Origin of the sequence: Streptomyces sp. NPDC058637, from assembly GCF_042717325.1 — a bacterium.
Taxonomy (GTDB): Bacteria; Actinomycetota; Actinomycetes; order Streptomycetales; family Streptomycetaceae; genus Streptomyces.
Genome location: NZ_JBHXRD010000024.1, coordinates 39626 through 65551, shown reverse-complemented (window position 1 = coordinate 65551; position 25926 = coordinate 39626). Strand labels below are relative to the sequence as shown.

The 25926-nt window shown below is 71.6% G+C and carries 29 protein-coding genes; 11 read left to right on the top strand and 18 right to left on the bottom strand.

The genetic code is table 11. The features are described from left to right. Positions 1–5 precede the first annotated feature (5 nt). Together ACFWVP_RS23750 and ACFWVP_RS23745 are read right to left on the bottom strand one after the other, a co-directional pair. Positions 6–974: an asparaginase gene (locus ACFWVP_RS23750; RefSeq protein ID WP_384499499.1), complete on the bottom strand. Its 969-nt coding sequence runs from the start codon at positions 972–974 to the stop codon at positions 6–8. A 50-nt stretch (positions 975–1024) separates the two neighbouring features. Further along, positions 1025–1744 carry an ABC transporter substrate-binding protein gene (locus ACFWVP_RS23745; protein ID WP_384499498.1) on the bottom strand — a complete coding sequence of 240 codons (720 nt, stop codon included), beginning with the start codon at positions 1742–1744 and terminating at the stop codon, positions 1025–1027. A gap of 115 nt (positions 1745–1859) precedes the next feature. On the opposite strand from ACFWVP_RS23745, the gene dtd reads away from it, so the two are divergent. Further along, positions 1860–2309 carry a D-aminoacyl-tRNA deacylase gene (gene dtd / locus ACFWVP_RS23740; protein WP_384499496.1) on the top strand — a complete coding sequence of 150 codons (450 nt, stop codon included), beginning with the start codon at positions 1860–1862 and terminating at the stop codon, positions 2307–2309. Between the two features lie 139 nt (positions 2310–2448). Here dtd and ACFWVP_RS23735 read toward each other — a convergent pair whose 3' ends face one another. The 6 genes from ACFWVP_RS23735 to ACFWVP_RS23710 all read right to left on the bottom strand — a co-directional run bounded on the left by ACFWVP_RS23735 (position 2449) and on the right by ACFWVP_RS23710 (position 7564). Further along, positions 2449–3414, bottom strand: a complete 966-nt coding sequence (locus ACFWVP_RS23735; RefSeq protein WP_384499494.1) for a YgfZ/GcvT domain-containing protein — start codon at positions 3412–3414, stop codon at positions 2449–2451. Between the two features lie 30 nt (positions 3415–3444). Next, positions 3445–3909: a Fur family transcriptional regulator gene (locus tag ACFWVP_RS23730; protein WP_384499492.1), complete on the bottom strand. Its 465-nt coding sequence runs from the start codon at positions 3907–3909 to the stop codon at positions 3445–3447. 111 nt (positions 3910–4020) lie between these two features. Then, the gene (locus ACFWVP_RS23725; RefSeq protein WP_384499490.1) at positions 4021–4593 is read right to left on the bottom strand and encodes an FABP family protein; all 573 of its coding nucleotides are present in this window, start codon (positions 4591–4593) and stop codon (positions 4021–4023) included. A 255-nt stretch (positions 4594–4848) separates the two neighbouring features. Next, positions 4849–5775, bottom strand: a complete 927-nt coding sequence (locus ACFWVP_RS23720; protein ID WP_384499488.1) for a hypothetical protein — start codon at positions 5773–5775, stop codon at positions 4849–4851. Beyond that, entirely contained in the window at positions 5772–6539 is a 768-nt protein-coding gene (locus ACFWVP_RS23715) for a hypothetical protein (protein ID WP_384499569.1), read from the bottom strand. Before ACFWVP_RS23715 ends, ACFWVP_RS23720 begins: the two co-directional genes overlap by 4 nt. Positions 6540–6691: 152 nt before the next feature. Beyond that, positions 6692–7564, bottom strand: coding sequence for a hypothetical protein (locus ACFWVP_RS23710; protein WP_384499486.1), 873 nt, complete (start codon positions 7562–7564; stop codon positions 6692–6694). 107 nt (positions 7565–7671) lie between these two features. On the opposite strand from ACFWVP_RS23710, the gene ACFWVP_RS23705 reads away from it, so the two are divergent. Beyond that, on the top strand, positions 7672–8034 hold the full coding sequence (locus ACFWVP_RS23705; protein WP_384499485.1) for a DsrE family protein: 363 nt from the start codon (positions 7672–7674) through the stop codon (positions 8032–8034). A gap of 24 nt (positions 8035–8058) precedes the next feature. Here ACFWVP_RS23705 and ACFWVP_RS23700 read toward each other — a convergent pair whose 3' ends face one another. The 8 genes from ACFWVP_RS23700 to ACFWVP_RS23665 all read right to left on the bottom strand — a co-directional run bounded on the left by ACFWVP_RS23700 (position 8059) and on the right by ACFWVP_RS23665 (position 13520). Further along, positions 8059–8319 (bottom strand): DUF3099 domain-containing protein, encoded by a 261-nt coding sequence (locus tag ACFWVP_RS23700; RefSeq protein ID WP_384499484.1) that lies wholly within the window; start codon positions 8317–8319, stop codon positions 8059–8061. Between the two features lie 121 nt (positions 8320–8440). Next, complete coding sequence (locus ACFWVP_RS23695; RefSeq protein ID WP_014154938.1) at positions 8441–8728, bottom strand: DUF1416 domain-containing protein; 288 nt, start codon at positions 8726–8728, stop codon at positions 8441–8443. 56 nt (positions 8729–8784) lie between these two features. Further along, positions 8785–9630, bottom strand: a complete 846-nt coding sequence (locus tag ACFWVP_RS23690; RefSeq protein ID WP_384499482.1) for a sulfurtransferase — start codon at positions 9628–9630, stop codon at positions 8785–8787. Positions 9631–9779: 149 nt separating this feature from the next. Further along, the gene (locus tag ACFWVP_RS23685; RefSeq protein ID WP_350310325.1) at positions 9780–9860 is read right to left on the bottom strand and encodes a putative leader peptide; all 81 of its coding nucleotides are present in this window, start codon (positions 9858–9860) and stop codon (positions 9780–9782) included. A gap of 251 nt (positions 9861–10111) precedes the next feature. Beyond that, the gene (locus tag ACFWVP_RS23680; RefSeq protein ID WP_384499481.1) at positions 10112–10807 is read right to left on the bottom strand and encodes a DUF2993 domain-containing protein; all 696 of its coding nucleotides are present in this window, start codon (positions 10805–10807) and stop codon (positions 10112–10114) included. Between the two features lie 160 nt (positions 10808–10967). After that, positions 10968–12302, bottom strand: a complete 1335-nt coding sequence (locus ACFWVP_RS23675; RefSeq protein WP_384499480.1) for a hypothetical protein — start codon at positions 12300–12302, stop codon at positions 10968–10970. Positions 12303–12309: 7 nt separating this feature from the next. After that, positions 12310–12564, bottom strand: coding sequence for a MoaD/ThiS family protein (locus ACFWVP_RS23670; RefSeq protein WP_384499479.1), 255 nt, complete (start codon positions 12562–12564; stop codon positions 12310–12312). A 41-nt stretch (positions 12565–12605) separates the two neighbouring features. Continuing rightward, positions 12606–13520, bottom strand: coding sequence for an alpha/beta hydrolase (locus ACFWVP_RS23665; protein WP_384499477.1), 915 nt, complete (start codon positions 13518–13520; stop codon positions 12606–12608). 298 nt (positions 13521–13818) lie between these two features. On the opposite strand from ACFWVP_RS23665, the gene ACFWVP_RS23660 reads away from it, so the two are divergent. From ACFWVP_RS23660 to ACFWVP_RS23640, 5 genes are all read left to right on the top strand, one after another. Continuing rightward, a complete protein-coding gene (locus ACFWVP_RS23660; RefSeq protein ID WP_384499475.1) occupies positions 13819–14622 on the top strand; it encodes a response regulator transcription factor in 804 nt (267 codons plus the stop codon). Positions 14623–14646: 24 nt separating this feature from the next. Further along, complete coding sequence (locus ACFWVP_RS23655) at positions 14647–15690, top strand: LacI family DNA-binding transcriptional regulator (protein ID WP_384499474.1); 1044 nt, start codon at positions 14647–14649, stop codon at positions 15688–15690. 92 nt (positions 15691–15782) lie between these two features. Continuing rightward, complete coding sequence (locus ACFWVP_RS23650; protein ID WP_384499473.1) at positions 15783–16862, top strand: S1C family serine protease; 1080 nt, start codon at positions 15783–15785, stop codon at positions 16860–16862. A 232-nt stretch (positions 16863–17094) separates the two neighbouring features. Further along, positions 17095–17823 (top strand): response regulator transcription factor, encoded by a 729-nt coding sequence (locus ACFWVP_RS23645; RefSeq protein ID WP_384499472.1) that lies wholly within the window; start codon positions 17095–17097, stop codon positions 17821–17823. Beyond that, positions 17820–19241, top strand: a complete 1422-nt coding sequence (locus tag ACFWVP_RS23640; RefSeq protein WP_384499471.1) for a sensor histidine kinase — start codon at positions 17820–17822, stop codon at positions 19239–19241. The genes ACFWVP_RS23645 and ACFWVP_RS23640 overlap by 4 nt, the downstream gene beginning before the upstream one ends. Before the next feature lie 7 nt (positions 19242–19248). On the opposite strand, the gene ACFWVP_RS23635 is transcribed toward ACFWVP_RS23640, so the two are convergent. Together ACFWVP_RS23635 and ACFWVP_RS23630 are read right to left on the bottom strand one after the other, a co-directional pair. After that, entirely contained in the window at positions 19249–20145 is an 897-nt protein-coding gene (locus ACFWVP_RS23635) for a phosphatidylinositol-specific phospholipase C (protein ID WP_384499469.1), read from the bottom strand. Positions 20146–20283: 138 nt separating this feature from the next. Further along, entirely contained in the window at positions 20284–22095 is a 1812-nt protein-coding gene (locus tag ACFWVP_RS23630; RefSeq protein WP_384499467.1) for a bifunctional metallophosphatase/5'-nucleotidase, read from the bottom strand. A 306-nt stretch (positions 22096–22401) separates the two neighbouring features. Here ACFWVP_RS23630 and mshD point away from each other — a divergent pair, with 306 nt between their 5' ends. The 4 genes from mshD (at position 22402) to ACFWVP_RS23610 (ending at position 25699) form a co-directional block, all read left to right on the top strand. After that, complete coding sequence (mshD, locus tag ACFWVP_RS23625; protein ID WP_384499466.1) at positions 22402–23325, top strand: mycothiol synthase; 924 nt, start codon at positions 22402–22404, stop codon at positions 23323–23325. A 93-nt stretch (positions 23326–23418) separates the two neighbouring features. After that, positions 23419–23829, top strand: coding sequence for a GntR family transcriptional regulator (locus tag ACFWVP_RS23620; RefSeq protein ID WP_384499464.1), 411 nt, complete (start codon positions 23419–23421; stop codon positions 23827–23829). Beyond that, the gene (locus ACFWVP_RS23615; protein ID WP_384499462.1) at positions 23826–24719 is read left to right on the top strand and encodes an ABC transporter ATP-binding protein; all 894 of its coding nucleotides are present in this window, start codon (positions 23826–23828) and stop codon (positions 24717–24719) included. The genes ACFWVP_RS23620 and ACFWVP_RS23615 overlap by 4 nt, the downstream gene beginning before the upstream one ends. Continuing rightward, positions 24716–25699 carry a hypothetical protein gene (locus ACFWVP_RS23610; protein ID WP_384499461.1) on the top strand — a complete coding sequence of 328 codons (984 nt, stop codon included), beginning with the start codon at positions 24716–24718 and terminating at the stop codon, positions 25697–25699. The genes ACFWVP_RS23615 and ACFWVP_RS23610 overlap by 4 nt, the downstream gene beginning before the upstream one ends. Positions 25700–25926 lie beyond the last annotated feature (227 nt).

Sequence of the window (25926 nt, the reverse complement as noted above, 5' to 3'; positions counted from 1 at the left end):
CGTCCTCAGAACGCCGCGCGGATCTCGCCGACCTCTCGGGCCCCGCCCAGCAGCGGCGCCCGCCCGATACGGGACACCACCGGGGCGTCGATGCCCAGCAGTTCCAGGGAGCGGGCCAGCACCGGGCCCAGGGCTCGCGTCGAGCCGTCGTCGATCTTGAAGGCCAGCGCCCTGCCGTCCGCGAGCGCCACCGCCTGCACCGCCTCGGCACCCATCTTCGAGAGCGTGCCCGGCACCTCCCGCATCAGCCAGGTGTCCGGCCTGCGCGTGCCCGCCACGTACTCCGGGTGCGCGCGCATCGCGTCGGCGACCCGGCGCTCCGCGGTGCCCGGCTCCGCCAGCACGAACGAACGGAACGCCCGGGCCAGGCCCACCAGTCCGATCGCCATCAGCGGCGCCCCGCAGCCGTCCGTGCCCACCGCCGCGACCGGCTCGCCCGCAGCCTCCGCGACCACCTGGCCGACCAGCTGCTGCAACGGGTGCGCCGGGTCGAGGTACGTGGCCGTGTCCCAGCCGTTGCGCAGGCAGACGGCGAGCATCGCCGCGTGCTTGCCGGAGCAGTTCATGGTGAGCGGCTCCCGCACCCGCCCCGCGGCGAGATACGCCTCCGCCTCCACCGGGTCCAACGGCAGGTCCGGCGGGGTCTGCAGGTCGTCCGGCTCCAGTCCGTGCTCGGCGAGCATCGTGCGGACGAGGCCGAGGTGGAAGTCCTCCCCGGAATGGCTCGCGGCGGCCAGGGCCAGCCGCTCCCCCGAGAGGTCCAGCCCGGCCCGCAGGATTGCCGCCGCCTGCATCGGCTTGTTGGACGAGCGCGGGAAGACCGGGGCCACCGGATCGCCGAGCGCGTGTTCCACGCTGCCGTCGGCGGCCAGGACGACCAGCGACCCCCGGTGGTGCCCCTCGGTGAAACCGGACCGCACGACCTCGGCCAGGACCGGGTGCGCCAAGGACGCGGAGGGGGATATGGAGGTCATGGCGGTCGGCCTTCCGGGGACGGGCGGAACCTGCCCCCGGAAGGATCGCCTCAGGCGAGCAGGTCGTCTACTTGTGCTTCCCCGTCACGGTACCTGCGGGCGATCTCCGCGCTGCAATCGTCGACGGTCCGCTGCAGCCGGTGACGACGCCGCGACACCTGCTGCTCGTAGCGCACCAGCCGCCCCATGGCCGTCAGCAGTTCCTCGTCCGTCCGGGCGTCGAGGTCGGAGAGCTCGACCTCGGCGAGCGTGTCCGCGGCCAGCTGCCGGTACTCGTCGCTGCGCGGCGTGGTGAGGGTGACGTGCCGGGCCGAGGAGCGGTGGGCGGAGGGGGTGTCGGCGAGGATCTCCGAGAGCCGGTCCACGACCGGTGACCCCGGGCTCGCACGGCCGGCGAGCTCCGCCCGCAGGATGTCGATCCGGCCCTGCACCAGCCGGCGTACGTAGCTGAGGTCCGCCTCGTCACGTTGCGCGTCCCGGCGCAGGGTGCGCAGCTCCGGCAGCCGCAGTCCGCGGAATCCGGCCTGCGGACGCACCGCGGCCAGCGCCTCCCCGGCCCCGGCGGCGCCCGTCTGCCCCGGCACGGACAACGGGCCGGACAGCGGGCCGGACGACTGGCCGGATGCCGTCCCCGGCAGTGGCGTGGGCAGCGGCGCGGGCAGTGGTCCCTGCGGCGAGGCACCGGTCCGTTGCACAGGCGGTCGCAGCGCACCGGGTGTACGGGTCACCGGTACGGCACCGGGTGATGGCCCAATTCCATGTGAACTCATGATGTTCCGTCCCCTCGACCGGTGCGTCGGCACACCGACATCGTGCATGGTGCCACTACGCACGGTGTTCACGCAGGTGCTCTGTACCCGTTCAGCCCAAGATAGGTTGGTCTGTATGCGTGCAGTGATACAGCGAGTGGACGGCGCGAGCGTCACCGTGGCGGGCGCCGCGGACGACCCGTCGGGGACCGGAATCGTCGGCGAGATCGTCGGCGAAGGACTGTGTGTGCTGGTGGGGGTCACTCACGGGGACACCGCGGAGAAGGCGGCACAGCTCGCCCGCAAGCTGTGGACCCTGCGGATCCTGGAGGGTGAGAAGTCCTGCTCGGACGTGAATGCACCGCTTTTGGTCATTTCGCAGTTCACCCTCTACGGGGACGCCAGGAAGGGCCGCAGGCCCACCTGGAACGCCGCCGCGCCCGGCGAAGTCGCCGAGCCGCTGGTCGACGAGGTCGTGGCACAACTGCGCGCGCTCGGCGCGCGGGTGGGGACGGGCCGGTTCGGGGCGGACATGCGCGTCTCGCTCACGAACCACGGCCCGTTCACCGTGCTGATCGAGGTGTAGCGGGGCGTCCGGTCCGGGTGGACGGCCGCGCGTAGGCGATCCGGGCCCGCTTCTGTGCTCCGGGACCGGGATCCGGACCGGCAGGACGGTCGCGGGGGCCGAACCACGGCTCGACGACCGTCTCCTGGGCCGCGTCGGCCTACGGCTCGACGACCGTCTCCTGGGCCGCCGCCGTGTCCCCGGCGATCAGTTCCGCGTCCACGGCCACGTTCCGCTTGACCAGCGCCAGGGCGATCGGGCCCAGCTCGTGGTGGCGGGCCGACGTGGTGATGAAACCGAGCTGACGGCCCTCCTCGCCGTCGGAGGCGAGCCGCACCGGCGTGCCGTGGCCGGGCAGGTGCACCTCGCTGCCGTCCAGGTGGAGGAAGACGAGCCGGCGCGGCGGCTTCCCCAGGTTGTGGACACGGGCGACCGTCTCCTGCCCCCGGTAGCAGCCCTTCTGGAGGTGGACGGCGGTGCCGATCCAGCCCAGCTCGTGCGGGATGGTGCGGTGGTCGGTCTCGAAGCCGACGCGCGGCCGGTGCGTCTCGACGCGCAGCGCCTCGTACGCCAGGATGCCGACCGCAGGCCCGTGCCCGGCGGCGTACGCCTCAAGGTCCGCGCGGGGCAGGAAGAGGTCACGGCCGTGCGCCGTCTCCCGTACGACGACACCGTCCGGCACCTCGGCGATGGAACCGGCCGGCAGGTGCACGACGGCGGTGTCCTCCGTACGGTCGGCGACCTCCACCCGGTAGAAGAACTTCATCGACTCCAGGTACGCGATCAGCTCGCCCTGAGTCTCCGGCTCGACGTGCGTCCAGACCGTCGTACCGTCGTCGACCAGATAGAGGGCGTGTTCGATGTGCCCGTTGGCGGAGAGGATCAGCGCCTCGGTCGCCTGGTTCGGCGCCAGGTCGCTGACGTGCTGGGTGAGCAGCAGGTGCAGCCAGGCCAGCCGGTCGTCACCGGTGACCGCGACGACGCCGCGGTGCGACAGGTCGACGAGGCCGTTGCCGTCGGCGAGTGCGCGCTGCTCGCGGAACAGGTCACCGTAGTGCGCGGCGACGCCTTCGTCGCGCCCTTCGGCGGGAACGGCGCCGGGCAGGGACAGCAGGGGGCTCTTCATGCGACCAGCGTACGACTCGGCCCGGGGCCGCTAGCTCCCGCTACCGGCTGCCCGGTCCGGACCGGACGCCTCCGCGGCCTTCGCCGTGCAGTCGGCACACCGGCCGAAGATCGCGAAGTGCTTCATGTCGGTCTCGAAGCCGAACGTACCGCGCAGCTTCTCGGTGAAGTCGGCGACCAACTCCACATCCGCCTCGATGACGTTCGTGCAGTCCCGGCAGACGAGGTGGATGTGGTGGTGGCGGTCCGCCAGGTGGTACGTCGGCGCGCCGTGCCCCAGATGGGCGTGGCTGACGAGCCCGAGCTCCTCGAGGAGCTCCAGGGTGCGGTAGACGGTGGAGATGTTCACCCCCGACGCGGTCCTGCGCACCTCGCAGAGGATGTCGTCGGGCGTCGCGTGCTCCAGGGTGTCGACGGCCTCCAGGACAAGCTGTCGCTGAGGCGTCAGCCGGTAGCCGCGCTGTCGAAGATCGGTCTTCCAGTCGGTGCTCACCACAGCCCCAGTGTAGGGCGGAGCGAGCACCGGCCCGCAGGACCGACGACGAGGGCCCGCATTGTCCGGACAAGGCGGACCGCCCCCCGGAGGGCCGGACCGCCCGGAAGCGGACTACTTGAAGAACGCGATGCCGTCGTCCGGCATGTCACCGAGGCTCTTCGCCATCTCGGCGACCTCTTCGGGCGTGACGACCTTCTTCAGGTGCGCCGACATGTACGGCCGCAGCTCCACGTCGGGGGTGGCCTTCTCGCCGACCCACATCAGGTCGCTGTTCACATAGCCGTAGAGGCGCTTGCCTCCGCTGTACGGGCCGGAGGCCGCGGTGCGCGCCACCGCGTCGGTGACCACGTCGATCTGCGGCTTCTGCTTCGCCAGATCGCCGTACCAGACCTCGACGATGCCCTGGTCACGGACCATGACGATCTCGACCTTGCGGTCCTTGTCGATGCGCCAGTAGCCGGACTCGGACTCCAGGGGCCTGACCTTGTTGCCCTCGGCGTCGAGCACCCAGGAGTGCGAGACGTACTCGAGGAAGTCCCGGCCGTCGTGGCTGAAGGTGACTTCCTGGCCGAAGTTGCACTTCTCGGCACCGGGGAAGTCGGAGACGCCCGCACCCGCCCAGTTGCCGAGGAGGAAGACCAGCGGCACGAGGTCCGGGTGGAGGTCGGACGGAATCTCGATCATGAGCGGCTCAGACGATCTGTGAGGGTGTGCGGGCAGGAGTACGGCGAGGGTCAGCGCTGGCCCTGGTACAGCTTCTTCACGGCCACGACGGCGAACGCGAGCACGCCGACGCAGACCAGGACCAGCAGGGCGGAGAAGAATGCCTCAAGCACGGGTGCTCCTCGGGACGAACGACATGACGGCAGTACGGGGCCGGGGCCCCAGCCTAATGGGTGGGGCCCCCGCACGTGGGCCCGGGGTTTCTCCCGGGCCCGGTCAGCCCAGCAGCTGGTTCTGCAGAACCACCGTCTGGTGGAACGGAACGGTTTCCGTGCCCGCCGCGCCCTTCCGCGACTGGACGATCAGGGCCACGGTGTCCCCTGCCAGCACGTACGCGTGGCGGACCTGCTCCGCCCCGTAGGGCTTCGCCTCCGTGTAGACGCGGGTCGTCGTGTACTCCGGCCCGCCCGTGCCCGGCCAGTCGTCGTCGGACGCGGGCTCGGTCGCGCCGGCGAGCGCTGTCGGGAACGACTCCAGCCCGAAGAGCTCGTCCTGGAACGCGGTGGCGTACGCCACCGAGTTGAACCGGAGCAGATAGATCCGGGACGACGTGCCGTCCGGCATGGTCCAGCCGCGGGCCGCGATGTGCCGCAGGGCGGAGTCGTCCAGCCGCTGGGTGAGGTCGGCGCGCTCGGACTTCCCGTACTCGGTGGCGTACCGCGCTCCGGTCACCCAGCCGCCGTCGAGCTCCTCGTCCACGGTCGCCCCCGCCGGGGCCGGCAGCAGCAGGCGTCGCAGGTCGGCGTGGTGGACCTCCGCCTCGTTGGAGTCGGCGAACGGGCGCGGTGCGCCGGCCGGGAGCGCGGGCAGCGACAGCCGGGGGTAGTCCCAGCGCCCGTCGTCCTCGGTGGCCAGGCCCGGCACGTCGGTGCGTTCCATCGACGTGATGCCGACGGCGGTGCCCGCGCCGAGCCCACCGAGGACCAGCACGGCGACCGTCCAGCGGGCGACGGCCCTCAGTACGCGGCGGGGCGGGCGCGGCGGGGCCGGCGGCCAGGGCCCCACCGGCGCACCGGGCTCGCCTGTCGCGGTCTCCCGGGCAGCCCGGGGCGGAAGGGGAGGGACCGGCGGGACGGCAGGCGGTGCGAACGGGTCGGGGGCGGCGGCGACCTCGCCGGCCGGCTCCACCGTCTTCTCGGTCATACGTACTCCCCCGGGGACGTGATGTGGTCCAGCTGGTCCTTCAGGAGGCCGGCCACGGCCGCCCCGTCGAAGGGCTTCGTGCCGAACGCCGTGTAGGTGATGCTCAGTTCGCCGTCGTACGCGCTGCACACCATGGCCTCCAGCGTGCTCTCGCTGTCCTTGGGCCACAGGTGACAGGTGGCCTTCCGGGTGTAGCCGGTGACCTTCGGACCGTCGCGGAAGACATTGATGGCGTCGAACAACTCGGTCCCGAAGGTGTAGAAGTCCCGGACCGCCTTCTTGTCCTTCATCCGCATGACCTCGGCGTTCACCACGAGATCGTTCTCCTGCGAGACGTACGAACGGACCGCGAGACCCTGCACCCGGAGCTTGTCGATCCGCTTGTCGTACTCGCGGCGCTCCTTGCCCGCCAGCCCGCGGTTGGACTCCTTCATCGTGGCGGTGGCCTGCTTGCCGCTGACCTCGCCGTCGTTGCCCAGCTCCCTGATGTCCGGGCCGAGCCGGTAGTCGTCGGGCACGGGCAGCAGCAGTTCGGCGAGCGGGGTGTCGGCCCGGCCCGCGCCGGTGTCCCCGGCGGGGTCCTTGCCGGGCTCGCTCCCGGCGAACGACCAGACGGTCGTGGTGACCGTGCGGTCGGCGTCGTCCACCGTGATCTTCGTGTACGCGGCAGCACCGCCGATCGCACCGATCACCAGGACCGCGGGGAGCGCGGTGAGGAGGATCCGGCGGACCTTCCCGGAGCGCGCCGGGGCGGGCGTGTCCACCGGCACCGCGGGCGGCTCCGGGGCGGACGCGGCCGGCTCGGATTCCGGGGCGGACGCGGCCTCCGGGGTCGGCACGACCGGTTCCGAGGCGGTCGGCACGACCGGTTCCGAGGCCGGCTCGGACGGTTCCGGGGCGGGCGGGATGACGTCGTTCACAGTCGCTCCAGCTGTCGCTCGGCCATCGTCCGGATGTCCTTCTTGCTGATCGGCTCGGTGTCGAACATGTTGACCTCGATCATGATGTCGCCACGCTGCACGACCGCCCTGGCCCGGTACGAGGGCATGTAGCCGGGCTCCCGGACGACGTCGTAGACGTAGTAGCGCCCGTTCCCGCTGCCCGCGACCGGGTCGCCCTCGTTGCCGGCACCGTCCTTCGTCCCCGGCATGTACGAGAGCTGGCCCTCGGCGTGTTCCACGGCACCCGCGCCCGCCCCGGAGCCGAACTGGACGAGCCAGACGTTGGCCTCGCGGTACTGGCCCTTCTTCCAGGCGGCACCCGCGACGCGGCGCACGTCGGTCTCCAGGAGGTACGTGAGCATGGAGTCTTCGCTCTTGAAGTCCCGCGCGTAGTCGTCCAGGCCGATCCACCCGTCGCTCAGCCAGGTCACCGACTCGTTGTCGCTCCAGCCCGCCGGCCGGTCCATGAGCAGCTTGCGCAGATCCCCGTCCGTCCGCACCTGGCGGTCCTGCGAGGCGGGCAGCGGGTCCGGAGCCTTGTCCGCGGGCAGCGCCTTCGCCGGGTACACCAGATCCGCCTGCGACAGCGCGGGCAGCGGCGTCGGCGGTCGCTCCGCCTGGACGCCGTAGCCGACTGCCGTACCGCCCGCGATGCCGAGCAGCGCGGCGGCGGCGACGATCAGCGCCGTACGGCCACGCGGTCGCACGCGTACCGGAGCCGGCGTCACGGCAGACGGCGTGACGGCGGGCGGTATGACGGCGGGCGGTATGACAGGAGCCGGCGTGACGGCAGGCGGCGTGACCGGCGGCTCCGCCGGAACACCAGGAATGGTGTCGTTCGGTTCCAAAAGGGGTCCCCCCAAAGAGACCTGAGGCGCAGGTTCCATTACCTGTGCACACAACTGACCCACAGGTCACAGGGGAGGTTGTCCACCGGAGGATTACAGTTCGGTACATGTCGAAGAAGCTCGTGATCAAGGTGACCGCAGGTGCCGATTCCGCCGAGCGCTGCTCCCAGGCGTTCACCGTGGCCGCCGTGGCCGTGGCGAGCGGGGTCGAGGTCTCCCTCTGGCTGACCGGAGAGTCCGCCTGGTTCGCGCTGCCGGGGCGCGCCGCCGAATTCGAGCTGCCGCACTCCGCGCCCCTGCCCGACCTGATCGAGTCGATCCGGGCGGGCGGCCGGATCACGCTCTGCACCCAGTGCGCGGCCCGGCGCGACATCACGGAGAAGGACGTCCTGGAAGGCGTACGGATCGCCGGCGCCCAGGTGTTCGTGCAGGAGGCCATGGCGGACGGCGCGCAGGCACTCGTCTACTGATCCGGCCGGTACCCAGGGCCGCGGCTACCTGCGGCGCCTCCTGCCGTCGAGCTCGTCCCACCACTCGTCGGACTTCGGATCACCGGAGGGGTCGTCCCACCAACGGTCCTCCGGCCCCCGCCGGTTGGCGACCACCGCCGCGACCGGCGGGATGACCATGGCGACGACACACATCGCCACCGCCGCCGGGACCGACCACAGGCGCACGAAGGCCCAGGCGGAGACGAAGAGTACGAGACATCCGCCCATCATCAGGAAATAGGCGCGTCTGCGCCGGGCGTACATACCCCCAGCGTAGAACCGGATCGCCCGTCGTGTCCGCGTGGTACGGCGCGGAGGGCCGCACCCCCGCTCAGGTGGCGTCCAACCCCCTGGGGTGCGGCCCTCCGGCCGAATACGCGTGGGACTACACGGCGATGGCGACCTCGGCGAGACCACCGGTCTGCGCCACGACCGTACGGTCGGCGGTGCCGCCCGGGACCAGGGCGCGGAGCGTCCAGGTTCCCTCGGCCGCGTAGAAACGGAACTGTCCGGTCGCCGAGGTCGGGACCTCGGCGGTGAACTCACCGGTCGAATCCAGCAGACGGACGTAGCCGGTGACGGGCTCGCCGTCGCGGGTCACGCTGCCCTGGATGGTCGTCTCGCCCGGCTTGATCGTCGAGGCGTCGGGGCCGCCGGCCTGTGCTCCACACATGGTTCTGTCCTTCTGGTCGGGGTCCTGCTGATGTGGGCTGATCGGGTCGTACGGAGTTACTTGTTGGCGCCGAGCTCGATCGGCACACCCACGAGGGAGCCGTACTCGGTCCACGAACCGTCGTAGTTCCTGACGTTGTCGACACCGAGCAGCTCGTGCAGCACGAACCAGGTCAGGGCCGAACGCTCACCGATGCGGCAGAGCGCGATGGTGTCCTTCGACAGGTCGACCCGCTCGTCCTCGTAGAGGGCCTTGAGCTCGTCGTCCGACTTGAAGGTGCCGTCGTCGTTGGCGTTCTTCGACCACGGGATGTTGCGCGAGCTCGGCACGTGGCCGGGGCGCTGCGACTGCTCCTGCGGGAGGTGCGCCGGGGCGAGCAGCTTGCCGCTGAACTCGTCGGGCGAACGCACGTCGACGATGTTCTGGTTGCCGATCGCGGCGACGACGTCGTCACGGAAGGCGCGGATCGACGCGTCCTGCGGCTGGGCCTTGTACGCGGTGGCCGGGCGGGACGGGATCTGGTCGCCGTCCACGAGGTCGCGGGAGTCGAGCTCCCACTTCTTGCGGCCGCCGTCGAGCAGGCGGACGTCCTGGTGGCCGTAGAGCTTGAAGTACCAGAACGCGTAGGACGCGAACCAGTTGTTGTTGCCGCCGTACAGGACGACCGTGGTGTCGTTCCCGATGCCCTTGTCGGACAGGAGCTTCTCGAAGCCGGCCTGGTCGATGAAGTCACGACGGACCGGGTCCTGGAGGTCCTTCGTCCAGTCGATCCGGATCGCGTTCCTGATGTGGTTCTTCTCGTACGCCGAGGTGTCCTCGTCGACCTCGACGATGGCGACCTGCGGGTCGTCGATGTGGGCCTCGACCCAGTCGGCGTCGACCAGTACGTCTGCGCGGCTCATGTGTTTCTCCTCCGGGGCAGTCTGCGGCGGGGTGGTGCGAGGTGCGGAGTGCGGGATGTACGCGCAGGTGCTTGGAGCGGAACGCGTACGGGCGGCACGGTTCGGCCCTGACTACGTCGAAGGGCCGGGGAAACGGGAGAGGGTCCCGCTCAGAAGGTGCGACAGAGCATGGCGGCGACGCGGCACAGGTCTACTGCCCGCCGCTTCGTGAGGTCCGCCTGTCGCTTCATGTGTCCGATCGTAGGGAGGTACGGGCGGAGATGTCACCGTCGTGTCGAATAATGAGACGCGATCGTCCGACATGCGAGACGCATCTGAGGTCACCCCTTGCCTGACCTCGGGATCGAGGGGGTCGGCGCCTCGGAATCAGCTACAGGCCGGACCGGCCTGTCTCACTATCCGGATCCGGCGCCCGGACCGCCTCCACGGAGCCCTACCCCGCCGCGCGGGAGAACAGCCACCGTCGCACCAAGTGCCTCGGTCACCCGGCGAGTTCTATGCCGGAGCCCGTCATCGAGATCTCCAGGCCGCCCGGAGTCACCTCGATCTTCTCCATCTTCAGACCTTCCGGCAGGCCGCCGATCTCACGCTGGAAGTCGGTCTTCTTGCGGACCAGGCCCTCCAGGCCGGGGATGCCCTCACCCGGTACCTCGTCGGCGCGGACCTTGACCGTGTCGCCGTCTGCCAGGGTGACGGTGGAGAGCACGCTCCGCGTGACCGCCTCGCCCAGCAGCGGGATCGCGACCGAACCGGTGACCTTGACCTTGCCGTTGCCGCCGTAGGCGACCGTGACGCCGTCGTCCGCCACCTCGGTGAGGTCCGCGTACGAGATGACGGCCGTGCCGGTGGCCCGGGAGGCCGTCGCGCTCGTGTATCCGGCGCCGAGCGTCACCTGCTCCAGCCGCGCCCGCACCTCACTGATCCGGATCGAACGGCCTGCCGCGCTCGCCTCAATGTCCTTGACCGTGACATCGATCCGGTCGAGCTCGGATCCGGCGACCTGGGTCAGGAAGGGGAAGCCCTTGATCGAGACCTCGGTCGTACCGGTCTGGGCACCGCCGAAGCGGACCCGGCTCTCGGCCTCGGACTCCGCGAAATACACGGCGGCGCGGTCGACGGCGACGAAGACACCGCCCAGAACCACAGCGATGATCAGCAGTATTCGCAGTGCGCGCATGCCTGTTGCTCCCCCACTCCCACCGACCGGACCTCTGGTGCCCGTGAGCCTAGTGCCGCCGCGCGGCGCGCCCTGAGTGATCGACGAGCGGGAGGCCCCTGCCGGTTCCCGGCGCGGAAGAGGAATGCGGGACGGGGACGGCGGAGCGGGGTGCCGGGCGTCAGGCGATCGCCCGGCCGATGAGATAGACGGCGGGGGCCGCGGCGGTGAGCGGCAGGGCCACCCCGGCCGTCAGGTGCACGAAGCGGGACGGGTAGTCGTAGCTCGCCACCCGCAGCCCGATCAGCGCGCAACCGCCGGCCGCGAGGCCGAGGAACGCCGCCTGCGTGCCGAAGTCCGTGAATCCGCCCGCCAACGCACCCGCGCCCGCCGAGGCGAGCAGGGCCAGGACGACCGAGACGACACCGGGCAGCGGAAGCGCCCGGACGAGGACGGCCACCGCGACCGCGATCCCGCCGACCGTCACCGCGTCCGGGACCGCCGCCAGATGTCCGGCGGCCAGTACCGCGAGCGCGGCCGACGCGACCGTGGCCGTCAGGCCGTACAGGCGCTCGTCGGCCCCGGCGTGGCTGCGCAGCTGCAGTACGACGGTGAGCAGCACCCAGACCCCGAGTGTGCCGAGGATGGCCGCGGGGGCGTTGCCACGGCCGGCCACGAGCAGGACGACGTCGGCGACGAACCCACCGGCGAAGGCGAGGGCGATGCCCTGCCTGGCCGGCCACATGCCGTTGAGCCGGAACCAGCCGGCGGCCGTCACGGCCTGGAGCAGGACCAGCGGCACGAGCAGGGCGTACTGCCCGAGCGCGGCACCGAGTGCGAGGAGCAGGCCGAGGCCCGCCGTGATCGCGGCCGGCTGCGTCCCGGGCGCGATGATCGGCGAGCGGCCCTCGGCGCGGGCCCGCTGGGCGTCGGTGATCCGGCCGTTGCCCACGGTCGTGGGCGAGCTGTACCCGGAGTCGGCAGCGGCCGGGGCGGCGGGGGCCACCGGTGCGACCGGCGCTTCGGGCGGCAGCGGATACGAGCCGGAGGCGGCGTACGGGGCGGCCTGGTGCTGCGGAGCCTGCTGGTACGCGGGCTGCGGGTTCTGCTCGTACCCGGCCTGCTGGGGCTGTTGGTACACGGGCGCCTGATGGTGCTGCGGAGCCTCCTGCTCGTACCCGGCCTGCGGGTTCTGCCGGTACGCGGCCTGCTGCGGCTGGACCGTCGGCTGGTACCGGGTGTCCCAGGTCTGGCCCTGCCACGTCTGGGTGGCACCCTGACCGGTCTGCCCCTGCCCCTGCTGCGGGTACGCGTCCTCCGGGGCCGTCGGCCGGTCGGTCGGCCAGGCAGCCGCCTCGGGAGCGGCGGGGTACGCGTCGTACGGCGCGGCGGGGACGGCGTACGCGTCGTACGGGGCCTGGTCACCGCTGGACGGCCCCTGCTGCCCCGCCCCGTGCCCGTACCGCTGCCCGTGCCCCTGGTCGTCGTACGGATACCGCTGGTCGTTGTCGCTCATGGTCTCTTCACCCTCCTGCGAACGGCGGGAGCACCTCGACCGTGCCGCCCTCGGCAAGCCGTACGGTCTCATGTCCGCGGGTGCCCACGGGATCGCCGTCGATCAGGAACGAACATCTCCTCAGTACCCGCGTCAACTCACCGGGGTGCCTCTCGCGCACCCCGTCGAGCGCCTCGGCGAGCGTCGCCGCCGCGTACGGCTCCTCCGCGGTCCCGGCGGCGGCCTTGGCCGCGGCCCAGTAGCGGATCGTCCCCGCTGCCATGGCGGGACCCCTTTCGTCGTGCGTCAGCTGTCCATCATGAGTCACGCCGACGCCGTCCAGTCGGCGATGCGGGTCAGCAGGGCCTCGTCCGCGGCGTTCTCGGCGTGCCCCATACCCCGCTCCAGCCACAGCTCGGCCCCGCCCCCGGCCGCACCGGCCAGCATCCGCGGGTGGTCGAGCGGGAAGTACGGGTCCCGGTCGCCGTGCACGATCAGCAGCGGCGCCGTGATCAGCGGGACGGCCTCGACCGGGGACAGCGGGACGGGGTTCCAGTCCTCGCGGTGGATACGGGTACGGAAGCCGTAGCGGCCGACGAGCCGCCCGGCGGGCCGGGTGACGACCCAGTGCAGGCGTCGCATCGGGGCCGTCCCCCGGTAGTACCAGCGGGCCGGCGCGCTGACGGCGACCACCACATCCGTGTGCGCGTCCGTGCGCCCCTCGTGCGCCCCAATGCGCTCACCCACCCGTTCGGCCCCCGCCGAAGACTTCTTCCCCCCGACTTTCCGCGTGTCCGGCGCCGTATACAGAGCCGCGTGCCGGAGCACCACGGACCCGCCCATCGAGAAGCCGACCGTAACGACGCGGCGGTGCCCCAGCGACCGCGCCCAGGCCACCGCGGCGGCCAGGTCCAGCACCTCACGATCGCCTACCGTGGACCGCCCGCCGGACCGTCCGTGGCCCCGGAACGAGAACGTGATCACCGCCGCACGCTGGGCGAACACCTCGGCGGCACGCCTGACGGCCGGCCGGTCGACGGCGCCGGTGAAGCCGTGCGCGAGGACGATGGCCGTACCGCCGGACGCCCCGTCACCGTTGGCCTGCGAACCCGCCGTACACGGGGTGTACACCGCCTCGATACGGACCCCGTCACCGGTCAGCAATGTGGTGCGGCGGGGGATCGGCGTGATCGAGGGAACAGAAGAACTCAGGAAACAACCCTCGGACACAGAACTCATGTGGGCTATTGTCCTGTGAAGAGGATCCGGGCAAAGCAGCCCCCGGGTCCTTTTGTGCTTTCCGTGCGTTGTTACGACGACGTTTCGACAAGCTCAGCGGTCCCCCTGAGTGGGGCCGCACAGTAAAAACCGTATGACGGCCGCCCAGGCGGACGTTCGTACGGAAGTACGAGGCAATGCCGCACTACTCCCCCGGGTCCGACCCGGGAGTGCCCCTCTCGCAGGGAACGAGGAGGACCGACGTAATGGGCGAGCGAACCGTGCACGATCGACCGACGACCCAGGCAGGTGGGCGGCGATGAGTTCACTGCTGCTTCTGACGAATGCCCTTCAACCGTCGACGGAGGTGCTCCCCGCCCTCGGCCTCCTGCTGCACAGCGTGCGGGTGGCCCCCGCCGAGGGACCCGCGCTCGTCGACACCCCAGGTGCCGACGTCATTCTCGTCGACGGCCGCCGCGACCTCCCCCAGGTGCGCTCGCTGTGCCAGCTGCTGCGGTCCACCGGACCCGGCTGTCCGCTGATCCTCGTCGTGACCGAGGGCGGCCTCGCGGCCGTCACCGCCGACTGGGGCATCGACGACGTCCTGCTGGACACCGCGGGCCCCGCCGAGGTCGAGGCCCGGCTGCGACTGGCCACCGGCCGCCAGCAGATCACCGCCGACGACTCCCCCATGGAGATCCGCAACGGCGACCTGTCGGTGGACGAGGCGACCTACAGCGCCAAGCTGAAGGGCCGGGTCCTGGACCTGACCTTCAAGGAGTTCGAACTGCTCAAATACCTCGCGCAGCACCCCGGCCGGGTCTTCACCCGCGCCCAGCTGCTGCAGGAGGTCTGGGGCTACGACTACTTCGGCGGCACCCGGACGGTCGACGTCCACGTACGGCGGCTGCGCGCCAAGCTCGGCCCCGAGCACGAGTCGCTGATCGGGACCGTGCGCAACGTCGGCTACCGCTTCGTCACCCCCGAGAAGGTGGAGCGGGCGGCCGAGGAGGCCAAGGCCAAGGCTGCGCCGAAGCCCGCCGAGGAGGCCGTCACCCGTTCGGAGCAGCCCGCGGAAGCCGAGATCCGGGAAGAAGCCCCGGTCCGACCCGCCAACAGGTAGGTCGATCCGCGTAGACTGCCGCGCGTGGCCAAGGTGACGCGGGACGATGTGGCGAGACTGGCGGGGACCTCGACAGCGGTCGTCAGCTACGTCATCAACAACGGACCCAGGCCGGTTGCCCCGGCCACGCGCGAGCGGGTGCTCGCCGCGATCAAGGAGCTGGGCTACCGGCCCGACCGGGTCGCCCAGGCCATGGCCTCACGGCGTACCGATCTCATAGGGATGATCGTGCCGGACGCCCGTCAGCCCTTCTTCGCGGAAATGGCGCACGCCGTCGAACAGGCCGCCGCCGAGCGCGGAAAGATGGTGCTCGTCGGCAACTCCGACTACCGCGACGAGCGCGAGGTCCACTACCTGCGGGCCTTCCTCGGCATGCGGGTCTCCGGGCTGATCCTGGTCAGCCAGGGCCCCAGCGAGCGGGCGGCGGCCGAGATAGAGGCGTGGGACGCCCGGGTCGTCCTGCTGCACGAGCGGCCCGAGGCGATCGACGACGTCGCGGTCGTCACGGACGACATCGGCGGCGCCCAGCTCGCCACCCGCCACCTCCTGGAGCACGGCAACGCCTACGTGGCGTGCCTCGGCGGCACGGAGTCGACCCCGGTGGTCGGTGACCCGGTCGCCGACCACATCGAGGGCTGGCGCCGGGCGATGCACGAGGCGGGGCGGTCGACGGAGGGCCGGCTCTTCCACGCCCCGTACAACCGTTACGACGCCTACCAGGTCGCCCTGAAGCTGCTGGCCGGGCCGGACAGGCCCCCGGCGATCTTCTGCTCGACGGACGACCAGGCCATCGGGGTACTGCGGGCCGCGCGTGAGCTGCGGATCGACGTGCCCCAGGAGCTCGCGGTCGCGGGCTTCGACGACGTGAAGGAAGCGGGCCTCACCGATCCGCCGCTGACGACGGTCTTCTCGGACCGTCCGGCGATGGCACGGGCGGCCGTGGACCTGGTCCTCGACGACGCGCTGCGGGTCTCGGGGTCGCGGCGCGAGCGTCTGAAGCAGTTCCCGTCCGCGCTCGTGGTGCGGCGTTCGTGCGGCTGCGGGGAACCGAACGTCACCACACGGTAACCCGACGCCCTTATATGGGGCATACACGGTTCTGTCGCACTTCTCAGGGACCGCTCAGGTCCTTCTCATGTTCGCCGCCCACTCTCGTAGACATGACCGACAGCCACCGCCCGAGCGGCGAGTACCCGATGTACCCCTCGTACGGCAACGGCGAGGCGGCCTACCCGCCGCCGCCGGCGTACGAACCCGCACCGCGGACCGGCGTGGCCGGCGCCCCCGCCTGGCCCGCACCCGATCCCGCCCCCGAACCGGCCGCCGTCCCGGCCCGGGAGCGTCGGGCCAGGCGTCCGGTCGCCCTGCTGGCCGCCGTGGCGATCGCCGCGGCAGTGATCGGCGGCGGCACGGCCACCCTCCTCGGCGAGTTCACCGGCGGCGGCTCGAACAGCACCGGCTCCGGCAGCGTCGTCAGCGGCACCACCGTCTCGCGGAGCAGCGCGGGCACCGTCTCCGGTGTGGCGGCGGCGGTGGCCCCGGCGATCGTGGAGATCAGCGCGACGTCGTCGGCGGGGGACGCCACCGGTTCCGGTGTCGTCATCACCTCGGACGGCGAGATCGTCACCAACAACCACGTGATCGCGGGGGCCACGCAGATCGAGGTGGCCCTGAGCACCGGCAGGACGTACACCGCCGACGTCGTCGGCACCGACGCCGACAAGGACCTGGCCCTGATCAAGCTCCAGGACGCGAGCGGACTGAAGACGGCCTCCCTCGGCGACTCCTCCGCGGTCGAGGTCGGAAACCAGGTCGTGGCGATCGGCTCGCCCGAGGGCCTCACCGGCACCGTCACGAGCGGCATCGTCTCGGCGCTGGACCGCGACGTCACGATCGCCAAGGACGACGACAGCTCCAGCTCCGGACAGGGACAGCAGCAACAGGGCGGCGGGAACTGGCCGTTCGAGTTCGGTGGCCAGCAGTTCAACGGCGACACGGGCACGTCCAAGACCACGTACAAGGCCATCCAGACCGACGCCTCGCTCAACCCCGGCAACTCCGGCGGCGCCCTCATCAACATGAACGGCGAGATCATCGGCATCAACTCCGCGATGTACTCGCCCAGTTCGTCCAGCGCCTCCGGCAGCTCCACGGCGGGCAGCGTGGGCCTCGGATTCGCCATCCCGGTCGACACCGTCAAGGCCGACCTGGACACCCTGCGCGCCGGCAACGGCTCCTGATCAGGAGGCCACGACGAACCACACGGCGGAGACCGCCGGCCCGTCCGGTCCGGCCCTCCCGCTCGCCCTGGCAGCCGAACCGGCCCGCCTCGCCCCCACCGGCCCCCGCTCCCCGGAGGTCCGCACCACCGCCCCCGGCCGCGAGCGCCGCGCCGCGCGACGCCGTGCGACGGCCGTGCGAGGCTGAGGGCACAGCCCGCAGCACCTGTCGTACGAAGGAGAGGACGAAGCGATGAGCCCCGCCGAAGACGATCCGCAGCGCGTACTGATCGTCGACGACGAGCCCGCCGTGCGCGAGGCCCTGCAGCGCAGTCTCGCCTTCGAGGGCTACGGCACCGAAGTGGCCGTGGACGGCTACGACGCCCTCACCAAGGCGGAGTCGTACGCCCCCGACCTGATCGTCCTGGACATCCAGATGCCCCGCATGGACGGCCTCACCGCCGCCCGCCGCATCCGGTCCACCGGCTCCACCACCCCCATCCTGATGCTCACCGCCCGCGACACCGTCGGCGACCGGGTCACCGGTCTCGACGCGGGCGCCGACGACTACCTCGTCAAGCCCTTCGAGCTGGACGAGCTCTTCGCCCGCATCCGGGCCCTGCTGCGCCGCAGCTCGTACGCGGTCGCGGCGGGCGGGGCCGTCCCCGACGACGCCCTGTCCTTCGCGGACCTCCGCATGGACCTGAACACCCGCGAGGTCACCCGCGGCACGCGCCGCGTCGAGCTGACGCGCACGGAGTTCACCCTCCTGGAGATGTTCCTGGCCCACCCCCGGCAGGTGCTGACCCGCGAGCAGATCCTCAAGGCCGTCTGGGGCTTCGACTTCGAACCCAGCTCCAACTCCCTGGACGTGTACGTGATGTATCTGCGCCGCAAGACGGAAGCGGGCGGCGAGCCGCGGCTCGTCCACACGGTGCGGGGCGTGGGGTACGCACTGCGGTCCGGGGGCGGTGAGGGGTGACCGGGCTGCCCCGCCGGCTCCGCGCACTGCCGCTGCGCTCACGGCTCGCCCTGCTGGTCGCCATGGCGGTCGCGGTGGCGGTCGCGGCGGTGGCGGCGGCGTGCTGGTTCGTGACGCGGGAGCAGCTGGAACACCAGCTGGACGAGTCGCTGCGCGGCTCCAAGGTGGACGAGCAGTACCTGACGACCCTGTACACGTACTGCAAGGGCGGCACCTCGCTGCCGCCCCCGCCCTTCACCGGCGGGACGGTCCAGCTGATCGACTCCCAGGGCACCGTCTGCATCGCCCCCGACACGGCGAGACTGCCGGTGACTGGCGAGGACCTGGAGGTGACCGAGCGGCAGCGCTCCTACGCACTGCATTCGGCAACGGACGAGGACGGCGCGGACATGCGGGTCCACACCTCCCCGCTGGACATCCGCCGGTCCCCCGGTTCGGGGCCCGGGGGTCTGGCGGTCACCTTCGCCCGCCCCATGAGCGAGGTCACCGACCCGCTCTCCACCCTCGCCTGGGTGCTGTTCCTCGTCGCCGGCATCGGCGTCGTCGGTGCCGGTGCCGCAGGCCTGTGGATCGCCCGTACCGGGCTGCGCCCGGTCGACGACCTCGCGCACGCCGTCGCGCACGTCGCCGAGACCGAGGACCTCACCGTCCGGATCCCGGTCGAGGGCGAGGACGAGATCGCCCGCCTCTCCCGCTCCTTCAACTCGATGACCAGCTCGCTGGCCACCTCGCGCGACCGCCAGTCCCAGCTCATCGCGGACGCCGGGCACGAGCTGCGCACCCCGCTCACCTCGCTCCGTACGAACATCGAGCTGCTCGCCCGCAGCGACGAGACGGGCCGGGCCATCCCGCCCGACGACCGCAAGGCCCTGATGACGTCGGTCAAGGCCCAGATGACCGAGCTGGCCGCCCTCATCGGCGACCTCCAGGAGCTCTCCCGCCCCGACGCCGCCCAGCCCGGCCCGCTCCAGGTCGTCGCCCTGCACGACATCACCCGTACCGCTCTGCAGCGCGCGAGGCTGCGCGGCCCCGAGCTGACCATCACGGCCGAGCTGGCCCCCTGGTACGTACGGGCCGAGCCGGCCGCGCTGGAGCGGGCCGTGGTCAACGTGCTGGACAACGCGGTGAAGTTCAGCCCGTCCGGCGGCTCGATCGAGGTGCACCTGCACCGAGGAGAGCTGACGGTCCGGGACCACGGCCCCGGTATCCCGGCCGAGGAGCTCCCGCACGTCTTCGAACGCTTCTGGCGCTCCCCCAGCGCCCGCCAGCTCCCCGGCTCCGGCCTCGGCCTCTCCATCGTGGCCCGGACCGTCCAGCAGGCGGGCGGCGAGATCGCGCTGCGCCCGGTGGCCGACGGCACGGGCACGACCGCGTCGATCAGGCTGCCGGGGGCACCACAGCCGCCGCCGGAGCTGTGAGCGCGCCTCAGCCCGCCGGGTTGTGCCGGATCAGGGACGCCACCAGCCCTGGCCGGGTCGCCGGGAAGTCCAGCGGCACGATGCCGAGACCGGTCCAGCCCGACGCCTCCGCCCCGTCGAGGAACGAGTGCGTCTGGGGATTGAGCCGGTCGGAGTTCCAGCGTGGCGGCAGCAGGGCGGCGGTGCTCACGTAGTTCATGAACAGCCTGCCGGGCTGCTGCGCCGCCTTGCGGAACTGCGCCTGGATCTTCGGGTACTTGGCGTACGGCTCGGCCATGTAGTCGTCCTGGATGTCGAAGACGCCCGGGTCCGCGTACCGCACACCCGGCAGCCCGCCGTTGTCGGCGAGCACGACGACCTTGCCCCGGGCCGCGCCGAGGTCCGGGAGCGCGGGGTCGAGGCGGAGGAGCGGGCGCCAGCCCCTGCCGTCGAGGTAGAGGTCGAAGATCCGCCGGAACGCGGCGTCGCTCTCCTGCGAGTACTCCTGTTTGACCCGCATCAGCACCGTCTCCGACGGGCGCCGGGCCAGGAAGTCCCGGCAGGCACCCAGCACGTCGTCGAAGTTCAGGTTCTGGTACGCGGCCCCGTGATGGATCGCGTACGCGTCACCGCTGATCCGGCAACGGATGTCGAGGAAGCGGACGCCGCTGTCGAGCTGCTCGGCGATCGTCGTGTTCTGGCACGCCGTCCAGAGGCCGCCGAAACGCGCCCCCGAGTTGTGTGTTCCCGGGATCGTGAGGCGTTGCAGCGGGGTGGCGTCGGCGATGCCGGCCATCCAGTCCTGCGTGCCGAGGGCCCGGGCGGAGGCCACGGCGGGCGTTCCGCCGATGAGGACTCCGGCGGTGACGGCGAGTGCGCCGGTGAGGAAGCTCCGGCGGCTGGTGGTGGCGGTGTACGGACTCATGCGGGGCCTCCGTCGGCGTGGGGGCCCCAGATTATGTCGGGTACACCTCAAAAAACATGCCGCCGGGAGACCACGGACAGTCCGGGCCCTCTTTTGGGGCCGATTCCTGTCCGTGCTCTCCCAGCGGCGACGCGTTGCCTACTGGATGACCGTGATGCGGTCCGTGGCCGGAGGGGCCAGGGGGGCGGCGGCCGTGGAGTGGGCTGCCAGGTAGGAGTTGAACAGGTCCAGGTCGGACGCGCCGACCAGCTTGTTCGTGCCCTGGCCGAGGGCCGCGAAGCCGTCGCCGCCGCCCGCGAGGAACTCGTTCATCGCGACGCGGTACGTCTTCGCCGGGTCGATCGCCTCACCGTTCAGCAGGACCGAGGCGGCGACCACACGGTCGGCGCCCGACTTCGTGAGGTCGAGCGTGTAGGTCAGGCCCTTCGAGACCTGGAGGATCTTCGGGCTGGCCTCGTTGGAGCCGCTGACCTGCTGCTGGAGCGCGGCGACGAGCTGGGCGCCGGTCAGGTCGACGACGTTCATCATGTTGGTGAACGGCTGGACGGTGAACGCCTCGCCGTACGTCACCACCCCGTCGCCCTCACCGGCGGAGGCCGTGTACACGAGGTCGGAGCGGATACCGCCCGGGTTCATGAACGCGACGACCGCGCCGCCCCTGTCCGCCGGGGCCAGGCCCTCCAGCTGGGCGTCGGCGATCAGGTTGCCGAGGGGCTTCTCGGGAGCCGTGGAACCGCGGCCGTTGATGTCGGCGGAGATGAAGCCCTGCGGGCGGCCGGCGATCGGGGCCGCGAGCGTGTTCCAGCGGGCGATCAGGGCCGTCATGTCGGTGGCCTTGGCCTGGTCGCGGCGGACGACGTGATTCACGGACTCCACCGACGTACGGACGATGTCCTTGGTCCGGCGGTCGTAGGTGAGGGTCGTGTCCGTGTAGACCTTGCCGAACGACGAGGCCGAGGTGACCATGCGCGGCTTGCCGGACGGGTCCGGGACCGTGCACACGTACGCCTGGTGGGTGTGACCCGTGACCAGGGCGTCGACCTTCGGCGTGATGCCCTTGGCGATGTCGACGATCGGCCCGGAGATGCCGTCACCGGCGCCGGGGCTGTCGCAGTCGTAGTTGTACGAGGTGGAGGCCGGGGCCCCGCCCTCGTGGATCAGGGCCACGATGGACTTGACGCCCTTGCGGTCCAGCTCCTTGGCGTACTTGTTGACCGTCTCGATCTCGTCGTGGAACTCCAGGCCCTTGACGCCGTTGGCCGTGACGATGTTCGGCGTGCCCTCCAGGGTCACCCCGATGAAGCCGATCCTGACGCCGTTCTTCTTCCACACCGTGTACGGCTCGAGGACCGGCTTGCCGGTCTTCTCCGACGTCACGTTGGCCGCGAGGTACGGGAAGTCCGCGCCCTCGAACTCCTTGCCCTCCTCGTAGCAGCCCTCGACCGGGTGACAGCCGCCGTTCTGCAGACGGGCCAGCTCCGTGGCGCCCTCGTCGAACTCGTGGTTGCCGACAGCCGTCACGTCGAGGTCGAGGCCGTTCAGCGCCTCGATGGTGGGCTCGTCGTGGAAGAGCCCCGACAGCAGCGGGCTCGCGCCCACCATGTCGCCGCCGGCCGCGGTGACGGAGTACGGGTTGCCCTTGCGCGCGGTGCGCAGCGAGGTCGCCAGGTACTCGACGCCACCGGCCGGAATCGCCTTCACCGTACCGTCGGCCTGCTTCTCGCTGACCGTGCCCGCCGAACCGGCCGGCGGCTCCAGGTTGCCGTGCAGGTCGTTGAAGGAGAGCAGCTGCACGTCGACCGTGCGGGACTTCTGGCCGTGCCCGTGGCCCCGGTCATGGGCACCGGCCGGCATCGCGGCGACGAGCGCGCCTACGGTGATCAGTCCGGCCGTGGCGGCGAGCACCCGCCGGGGCGCACGGTTCTTCTGCGGATGCGGAGTCGCTGACATCGGTCCCCTTGGTGAGTGCAGCGGAGGGATGGTGAGTGGTGGAGCATGTCTGGATCCTGCTGCCGCAGCCTAGAGTCAACGCGCGTAGCGCGACAGGGTCGGGAGGTTACGAGCTGGTTGCTTCCCGGGCCGAAAGCCGCACAGTCCGCAAAGCTCACATCCCCGCCGAAGCCGGTACTTGAGGGCGTGTCACCCGTGTGCCGCCCGGTGCGCGAGCTCCGGGCGGGGCGCCCCCCGCGACGGCGGTCACGACGGCCTGGAACGCCGAACCCCGCCCTCGCACCCCGCCGCCGTACGCTCGTACCCATGACGACTGACGTACCCCTCCCCGCCCCCGGCCGTGCGATCGAGACCCTCGACGCGCTCACCGCCGAGCAGGCCGACGCCGTCCTCGCCCTCCTCGGCGAGGCCGTCGGGACCGACGGCAGGCAGGCGGTCTCCGAGCAGGGCCGGCTCCAGCTTCGGGGCGGGCACCGCGAGGGCGTCCGGCACTTCCTGCTCACGGCCGACGGCGTGCTGGCCGGCTACGCGCAGCTGGAGGACACCGACCCCGTCGAGGCCCCCGCCGCCGAGCTCGTCGTGCACCCGGCCCACCGCGGCCATGGCCACGGCCGCGCCCTGGGCGCCGCGCTCCTCGCCGCGACCGGCAAGCGGCTGCGGGTCTGGGCGCACGGCGGCAAGTCGGCGGCCAGGCACCTCGCCCAGGTCCTCGGCCTCTCCCTCTTCCGCGAACTGCGCCAGCTCCGCCGCCCCCTGGACACGCTCGACATCGCCGAGCCGGTCCTGCCCCCCGGCGTCACCGTCCGCACCTTCGTGCCCGGCCAGGACGACGCGGCCTGGCTCGCGGTCAACAGCGCCGCATTCGCCCACCACCCCGAGCAGGGCTCCCTCACCCAGCGGGACCTGGACGACCGCAAGGCCGAGCCGTGGTTCGACCCGAAGGGCTTCTTCCTGGCCGAGCGCGACGGCACGCTCATCGGCTTCCACTGGACGAAGGTGCACGCCGAGGAGCAGCTCGGCGAGGTGTACGTCGTCGGCGTCCTGCCCGAGGCCCAGGGCGGCGGCCTCGGCAAGGCCCTCACCGCGACCGGGCTGCGCCACCTGGCCGCCGCCGGCCTGCCCACCGCGATGCTCTACGTCGACGCGGACAACCCGGCGGCCCTGTCGGTGTACGAGCGGATGGGCTTCGCCACGCACGAGATCGACCTGATGTACCGCACGGAGTCCTGACGCCAGGTCAGCACGGGCAGGGGCGGCGTCACTTGACGCCGCCCCCGCTTTGGGACACCCTTTCACTACTCAATTAGTGAAAGGGTGGTGAACATGGGAGAGTCCGCAGCGGTCGAGTTCCGTATCGACCGGCGCAGCGGCGTCGCCACCTACCTCCAGATCGTGCAGCAGACCAAGCAGGCGCTCCGCCTGGGCGTGCTGGAGCCGGGCGACCGGCTGCCCACGGCCCGCGAGGTCGTCGAGGCCACGGCCATCAATCCCAACACCGTGCTCAAGGCCTACCGTGAACTGGAGCGCGAAGGGCTCGTCGAGGCCCGCCGCGGCCTCGGCACCTTCGTCCGCCGCACCCTCGGCAGCGCGGCCGTCGCCGCCGACGCGCCGCTGCGCGCCGAACTCGCCGGCTGGACCCGCAGGGCACGCGCGGCCGGACTCGACAAGGACGACGTGAGCGCGCTCTTCACCGCCGTACTGGACAGCACGTTCGAGGGGGACCAGGACTCATGACAGGCGCCGCGATCGAGGCGAACGGCCTCGGTATGAAGTACGGGCGAAGGGCCGGGTGGGCGCTGCGCGACTGTTCGTTCCGGCTGCCCGCAGGGCGGGTGTGCGCCCTCGTCGGGCCCAACGGTGCCGGGAAGTCCACCCTGCTCACCCTCGCGGCGGGCCTGCTCCGGCCCACCGAGGGCTCGGTGCGGATCCTCGGCACGGCCCCGGGTGAGGCACGGCACCGCGTCGCGTACGTCTCCCAGGACAAGCCGCTGTACCCGCAGCTCACCGTGGCCGACACCCTGTGGGCCGGCCGGGAGCTCAACCCCGCCACCTGGGACCCCGCGACCGCCGACCGGACAGCCGGGCCGCTCCCGCGGGACGCGAAGGTCCGCACCCTCTCCGGTGGGCAGCGCACCCGGCTCGCCCTCGCCCTCGCCCTGGGCAAGCGGCCCGAACTGATGCTGCTGGACGAACCGATGGCGGACCTCGACCCGCTCGCCAGGCACCAGCTGATGGGCGTCCTGATGGCCGAGGCCGCCGAGCACGCCACCACCATCGTGATGTCCTCGCACATCCTCACCGAGCTGGAAAGCTCCTGCGACTACCTCCTGCTCGTCGACGGCGGCTCGGTCCGGCTCGGCGGCGAGAGCGAGGACATCGTCGCCGCGCACGCCCTGGTCACCGGCCAGGTCCGCGACCTCGCCCCGCACACCGTCGTCGAGTCCCGTACGACGGGACGTCAGCTCACCGCACTCGTACGGAAGGAGGGCCCGGTGGACCTCGCCGCCTGGGACGTCACGGAGCCTTCGCTGGAGGAGCTGCTGCTGGCCCACCTCCGCTCCCCGGAGGCTCCCCCGCTGCTCACCCCGAGCGCGCACGCCCACAAGGAGGTGGCCGCGATATGAGCACCCTCACCACCCTGCGCGGCCCCGCCCGCGTGGTCGTACGCCAGCACCGCAACACCCTGCGGACCGCGGGTCTGCTCGCCCTCGCGGGAGCCCTGGCCGTCATCGGATTCGCCCTGTGGACGACCCACCTCGTCAACGGTTTCGAGGCGGGCCCCTGCGACGCCTCGGGCGTCTCGGGACCCGCGTGCGACCAGCGGATCGTGGACTTCCAGGGCTCGATGCACCTGTACGGCAGCGTGCTCATGTACGCGGGACTGGCCGTGACGGTCCTTCCCGTGATCGTGAGCGCGTTCGTCGCCGGCCCCATGATCGCCCGGGAGCTGGAGAGCGGCACCTACCGCGTGGCCTGGACCCAGTCCGTGACGCCCGCCCGCTGGCTGGCGGCCAAACTCGCCGTACCCACCGTGCTGCTCGTCGCCGGGGTGACGGTGCTGTCCGTCGTGCTCACCTGGGCGCGGACGCGGACGACCACCGACCACACGGTCGACTGGTTCGACCCCCAGGTCTTCGGCACGACGATCCCCGTGGTCATCGGCTACACCCTGCTCGGCATCGCGGTGGGCGCCCTCACCGGCCTGCTGGTGCACCGCACCGTGACCGCGATCTCCGTGGCCGCACTCGCCACCGGCGCGGTGATGGTGGCCCTCGTCACCCTCCGGAGCGACCTCTGGCCCCTGCGGATCTCGACCAGCACGACCGACGGACCCTCCGGCGTTCCCCTCGATTCCTGGGTCCTCGACGTCGGCCGCGTCACCAGCAACGGTGACCGGCTGCCGATGGACGTGTGCTGGCCGGCGGGCACCGCGGCCGAAGAGGCCCGGTGCCTGGCCGATCGCGACATCACCGGCATGTTCGTCGACCACCACCCCGCCTCGCACCTCTGGCCCCTCCAGCTCGTCGAGACCGGCATCGTGCTCACCCTCGCCGCCCTGGCCCTCACCCTCACTTTCCGGATGCTGCGCCGCCGCCACGTCTGACCGGCGCCTGTCCGGGCTCCGGGGGAGCCCGGACAGGGACGGGCGTCCGGTGAAAGGGGCCGGCGGGCACCGAAGAGGGACCGGCGCGGGCCGGAAAGGGACCTCGCCGCAGCCACACCGCTTCCTGCACGTCATGTCGTCGTTACCGCCCATTCAGACGCGCTTGCGACCCTCACGGGATGCAGCCAGCTGTGCCCACCCCCCGCAACGGGAGAAACCCCGGCAGA

What these genes read in the sequence shown, in the direction of transcription:
- ACFWVP_RS23665 (WP_384499477.1), bottom strand. Translation starts at nt 13,520, where the DNA reads ATGAGTTCTGTGTCCGAGGGTTGTTTCCTGAGTTCTTCTGTTCCCTCG.
- ACFWVP_RS23700 (WP_384499484.1), bottom strand. Translation starts at nt 8,319, where the DNA reads ATGTACGCCCGGCGCAGACGCGCCTATTTCCTGATGATGGGCGGATGT.
- ACFWVP_RS23610 (WP_384499461.1), top strand. Translation starts at nt 24,716, where the DNA reads ATGAGCACCCTCACCACCCTGCGCGGCCCCGCCCGCGTGGTCGTACGC.
- ACFWVP_RS23750 (WP_384499499.1), bottom strand. Translation starts at nt 974, where the DNA reads ATGACCTCCATATCCCCCTCCGCGTCCTTGGCGCACCCGGTCCTGGCC.
- ACFWVP_RS23725 (WP_384499490.1), bottom strand. Translation starts at nt 4,593, where the DNA reads ATGATCGAGATTCCGTCCGACCTCCACCCGGACCTCGTGCCGCTGGTC.
- ACFWVP_RS23705 (WP_384499485.1), top strand. Translation starts at nt 7,672, where the DNA reads ATGTCGAAGAAGCTCGTGATCAAGGTGACCGCAGGTGCCGATTCCGCC.
- ACFWVP_RS23650 (WP_384499473.1), top strand. Translation starts at nt 15,783, where the DNA reads ATGACCGACAGCCACCGCCCGAGCGGCGAGTACCCGATGTACCCCTCG.
- ACFWVP_RS23645 (WP_384499472.1), top strand. Translation starts at nt 17,095, where the DNA reads ATGAGCCCCGCCGAAGACGATCCGCAGCGCGTACTGATCGTCGACGAC.
- ACFWVP_RS23615 (WP_384499462.1), top strand. Translation starts at nt 23,826, where the DNA reads ATGACAGGCGCCGCGATCGAGGCGAACGGCCTCGGTATGAAGTACGGG.
- ACFWVP_RS23685 (WP_350310325.1), bottom strand. Translation starts at nt 9,860, where the DNA reads ATGAAGCGACAGGCGGACCTCACGAAGCGGCGGGCAGTAGACCTGTGC.
- ACFWVP_RS23675 (WP_384499480.1), bottom strand. Translation starts at nt 12,302, where the DNA reads ATGAGCGACAACGACCAGCGGTATCCGTACGACGACCAGGGGCACGGG.
- ACFWVP_RS23660 (WP_384499475.1), top strand. Translation starts at nt 13,819, where the DNA reads ATGAGTTCACTGCTGCTTCTGACGAATGCCCTTCAACCGTCGACGGAG.
- ACFWVP_RS23620 (WP_384499464.1), top strand. Translation starts at nt 23,419, where the DNA reads ATGGGAGAGTCCGCAGCGGTCGAGTTCCGTATCGACCGGCGCAGCGGC.
- ACFWVP_RS23680 (WP_384499481.1), bottom strand. Translation starts at nt 10,807, where the DNA reads ATGCGCGCACTGCGAATACTGCTGATCATCGCTGTGGTTCTGGGCGGT.
- dtd (WP_384499496.1), top strand. Translation starts at nt 1,860, where the DNA reads ATGCGTGCAGTGATACAGCGAGTGGACGGCGCGAGCGTCACCGTGGCG.
- ACFWVP_RS23630 (WP_384499467.1), bottom strand. Translation starts at nt 22,095, where the DNA reads ATGTCAGCGACTCCGCATCCGCAGAAGAACCGTGCGCCCCGGCGGGTG.
- ACFWVP_RS23690 (WP_384499482.1), bottom strand. Translation starts at nt 9,630, where the DNA reads ATGAGCCGCGCAGACGTACTGGTCGACGCCGACTGGGTCGAGGCCCAC.
- ACFWVP_RS23695 (WP_014154938.1), bottom strand. Translation starts at nt 8,728, where the DNA reads ATGTGTGGAGCACAGGCCGGCGGCCCCGACGCCTCGACGATCAAGCCG.
- ACFWVP_RS23735 (WP_384499494.1), bottom strand. Translation starts at nt 3,414, where the DNA reads ATGAAGAGCCCCCTGCTGTCCCTGCCCGGCGCCGTTCCCGCCGAAGGG.
- ACFWVP_RS23670 (WP_384499479.1), bottom strand. Translation starts at nt 12,564, where the DNA reads ATGGCAGCGGGGACGATCCGCTACTGGGCCGCGGCCAAGGCCGCCGCC.
- mshD (WP_384499466.1), top strand. Translation starts at nt 22,402, where the DNA reads ATGACGACTGACGTACCCCTCCCCGCCCCCGGCCGTGCGATCGAGACC.
- ACFWVP_RS23745 (WP_384499498.1), bottom strand. Translation starts at nt 1,744, where the DNA reads ATGAGTTCACATGGAATTGGGCCATCACCCGGTGCCGTACCGGTGACC.
- ACFWVP_RS23635 (WP_384499469.1), bottom strand. Translation starts at nt 20,145, where the DNA reads ATGAGTCCGTACACCGCCACCACCAGCCGCCGGAGCTTCCTCACCGGC.
- ACFWVP_RS23720 (WP_384499488.1), bottom strand. Translation starts at nt 5,775, where the DNA reads ATGACCGAGAAGACGGTGGAGCCGGCCGGCGAGGTCGCCGCCGCCCCC.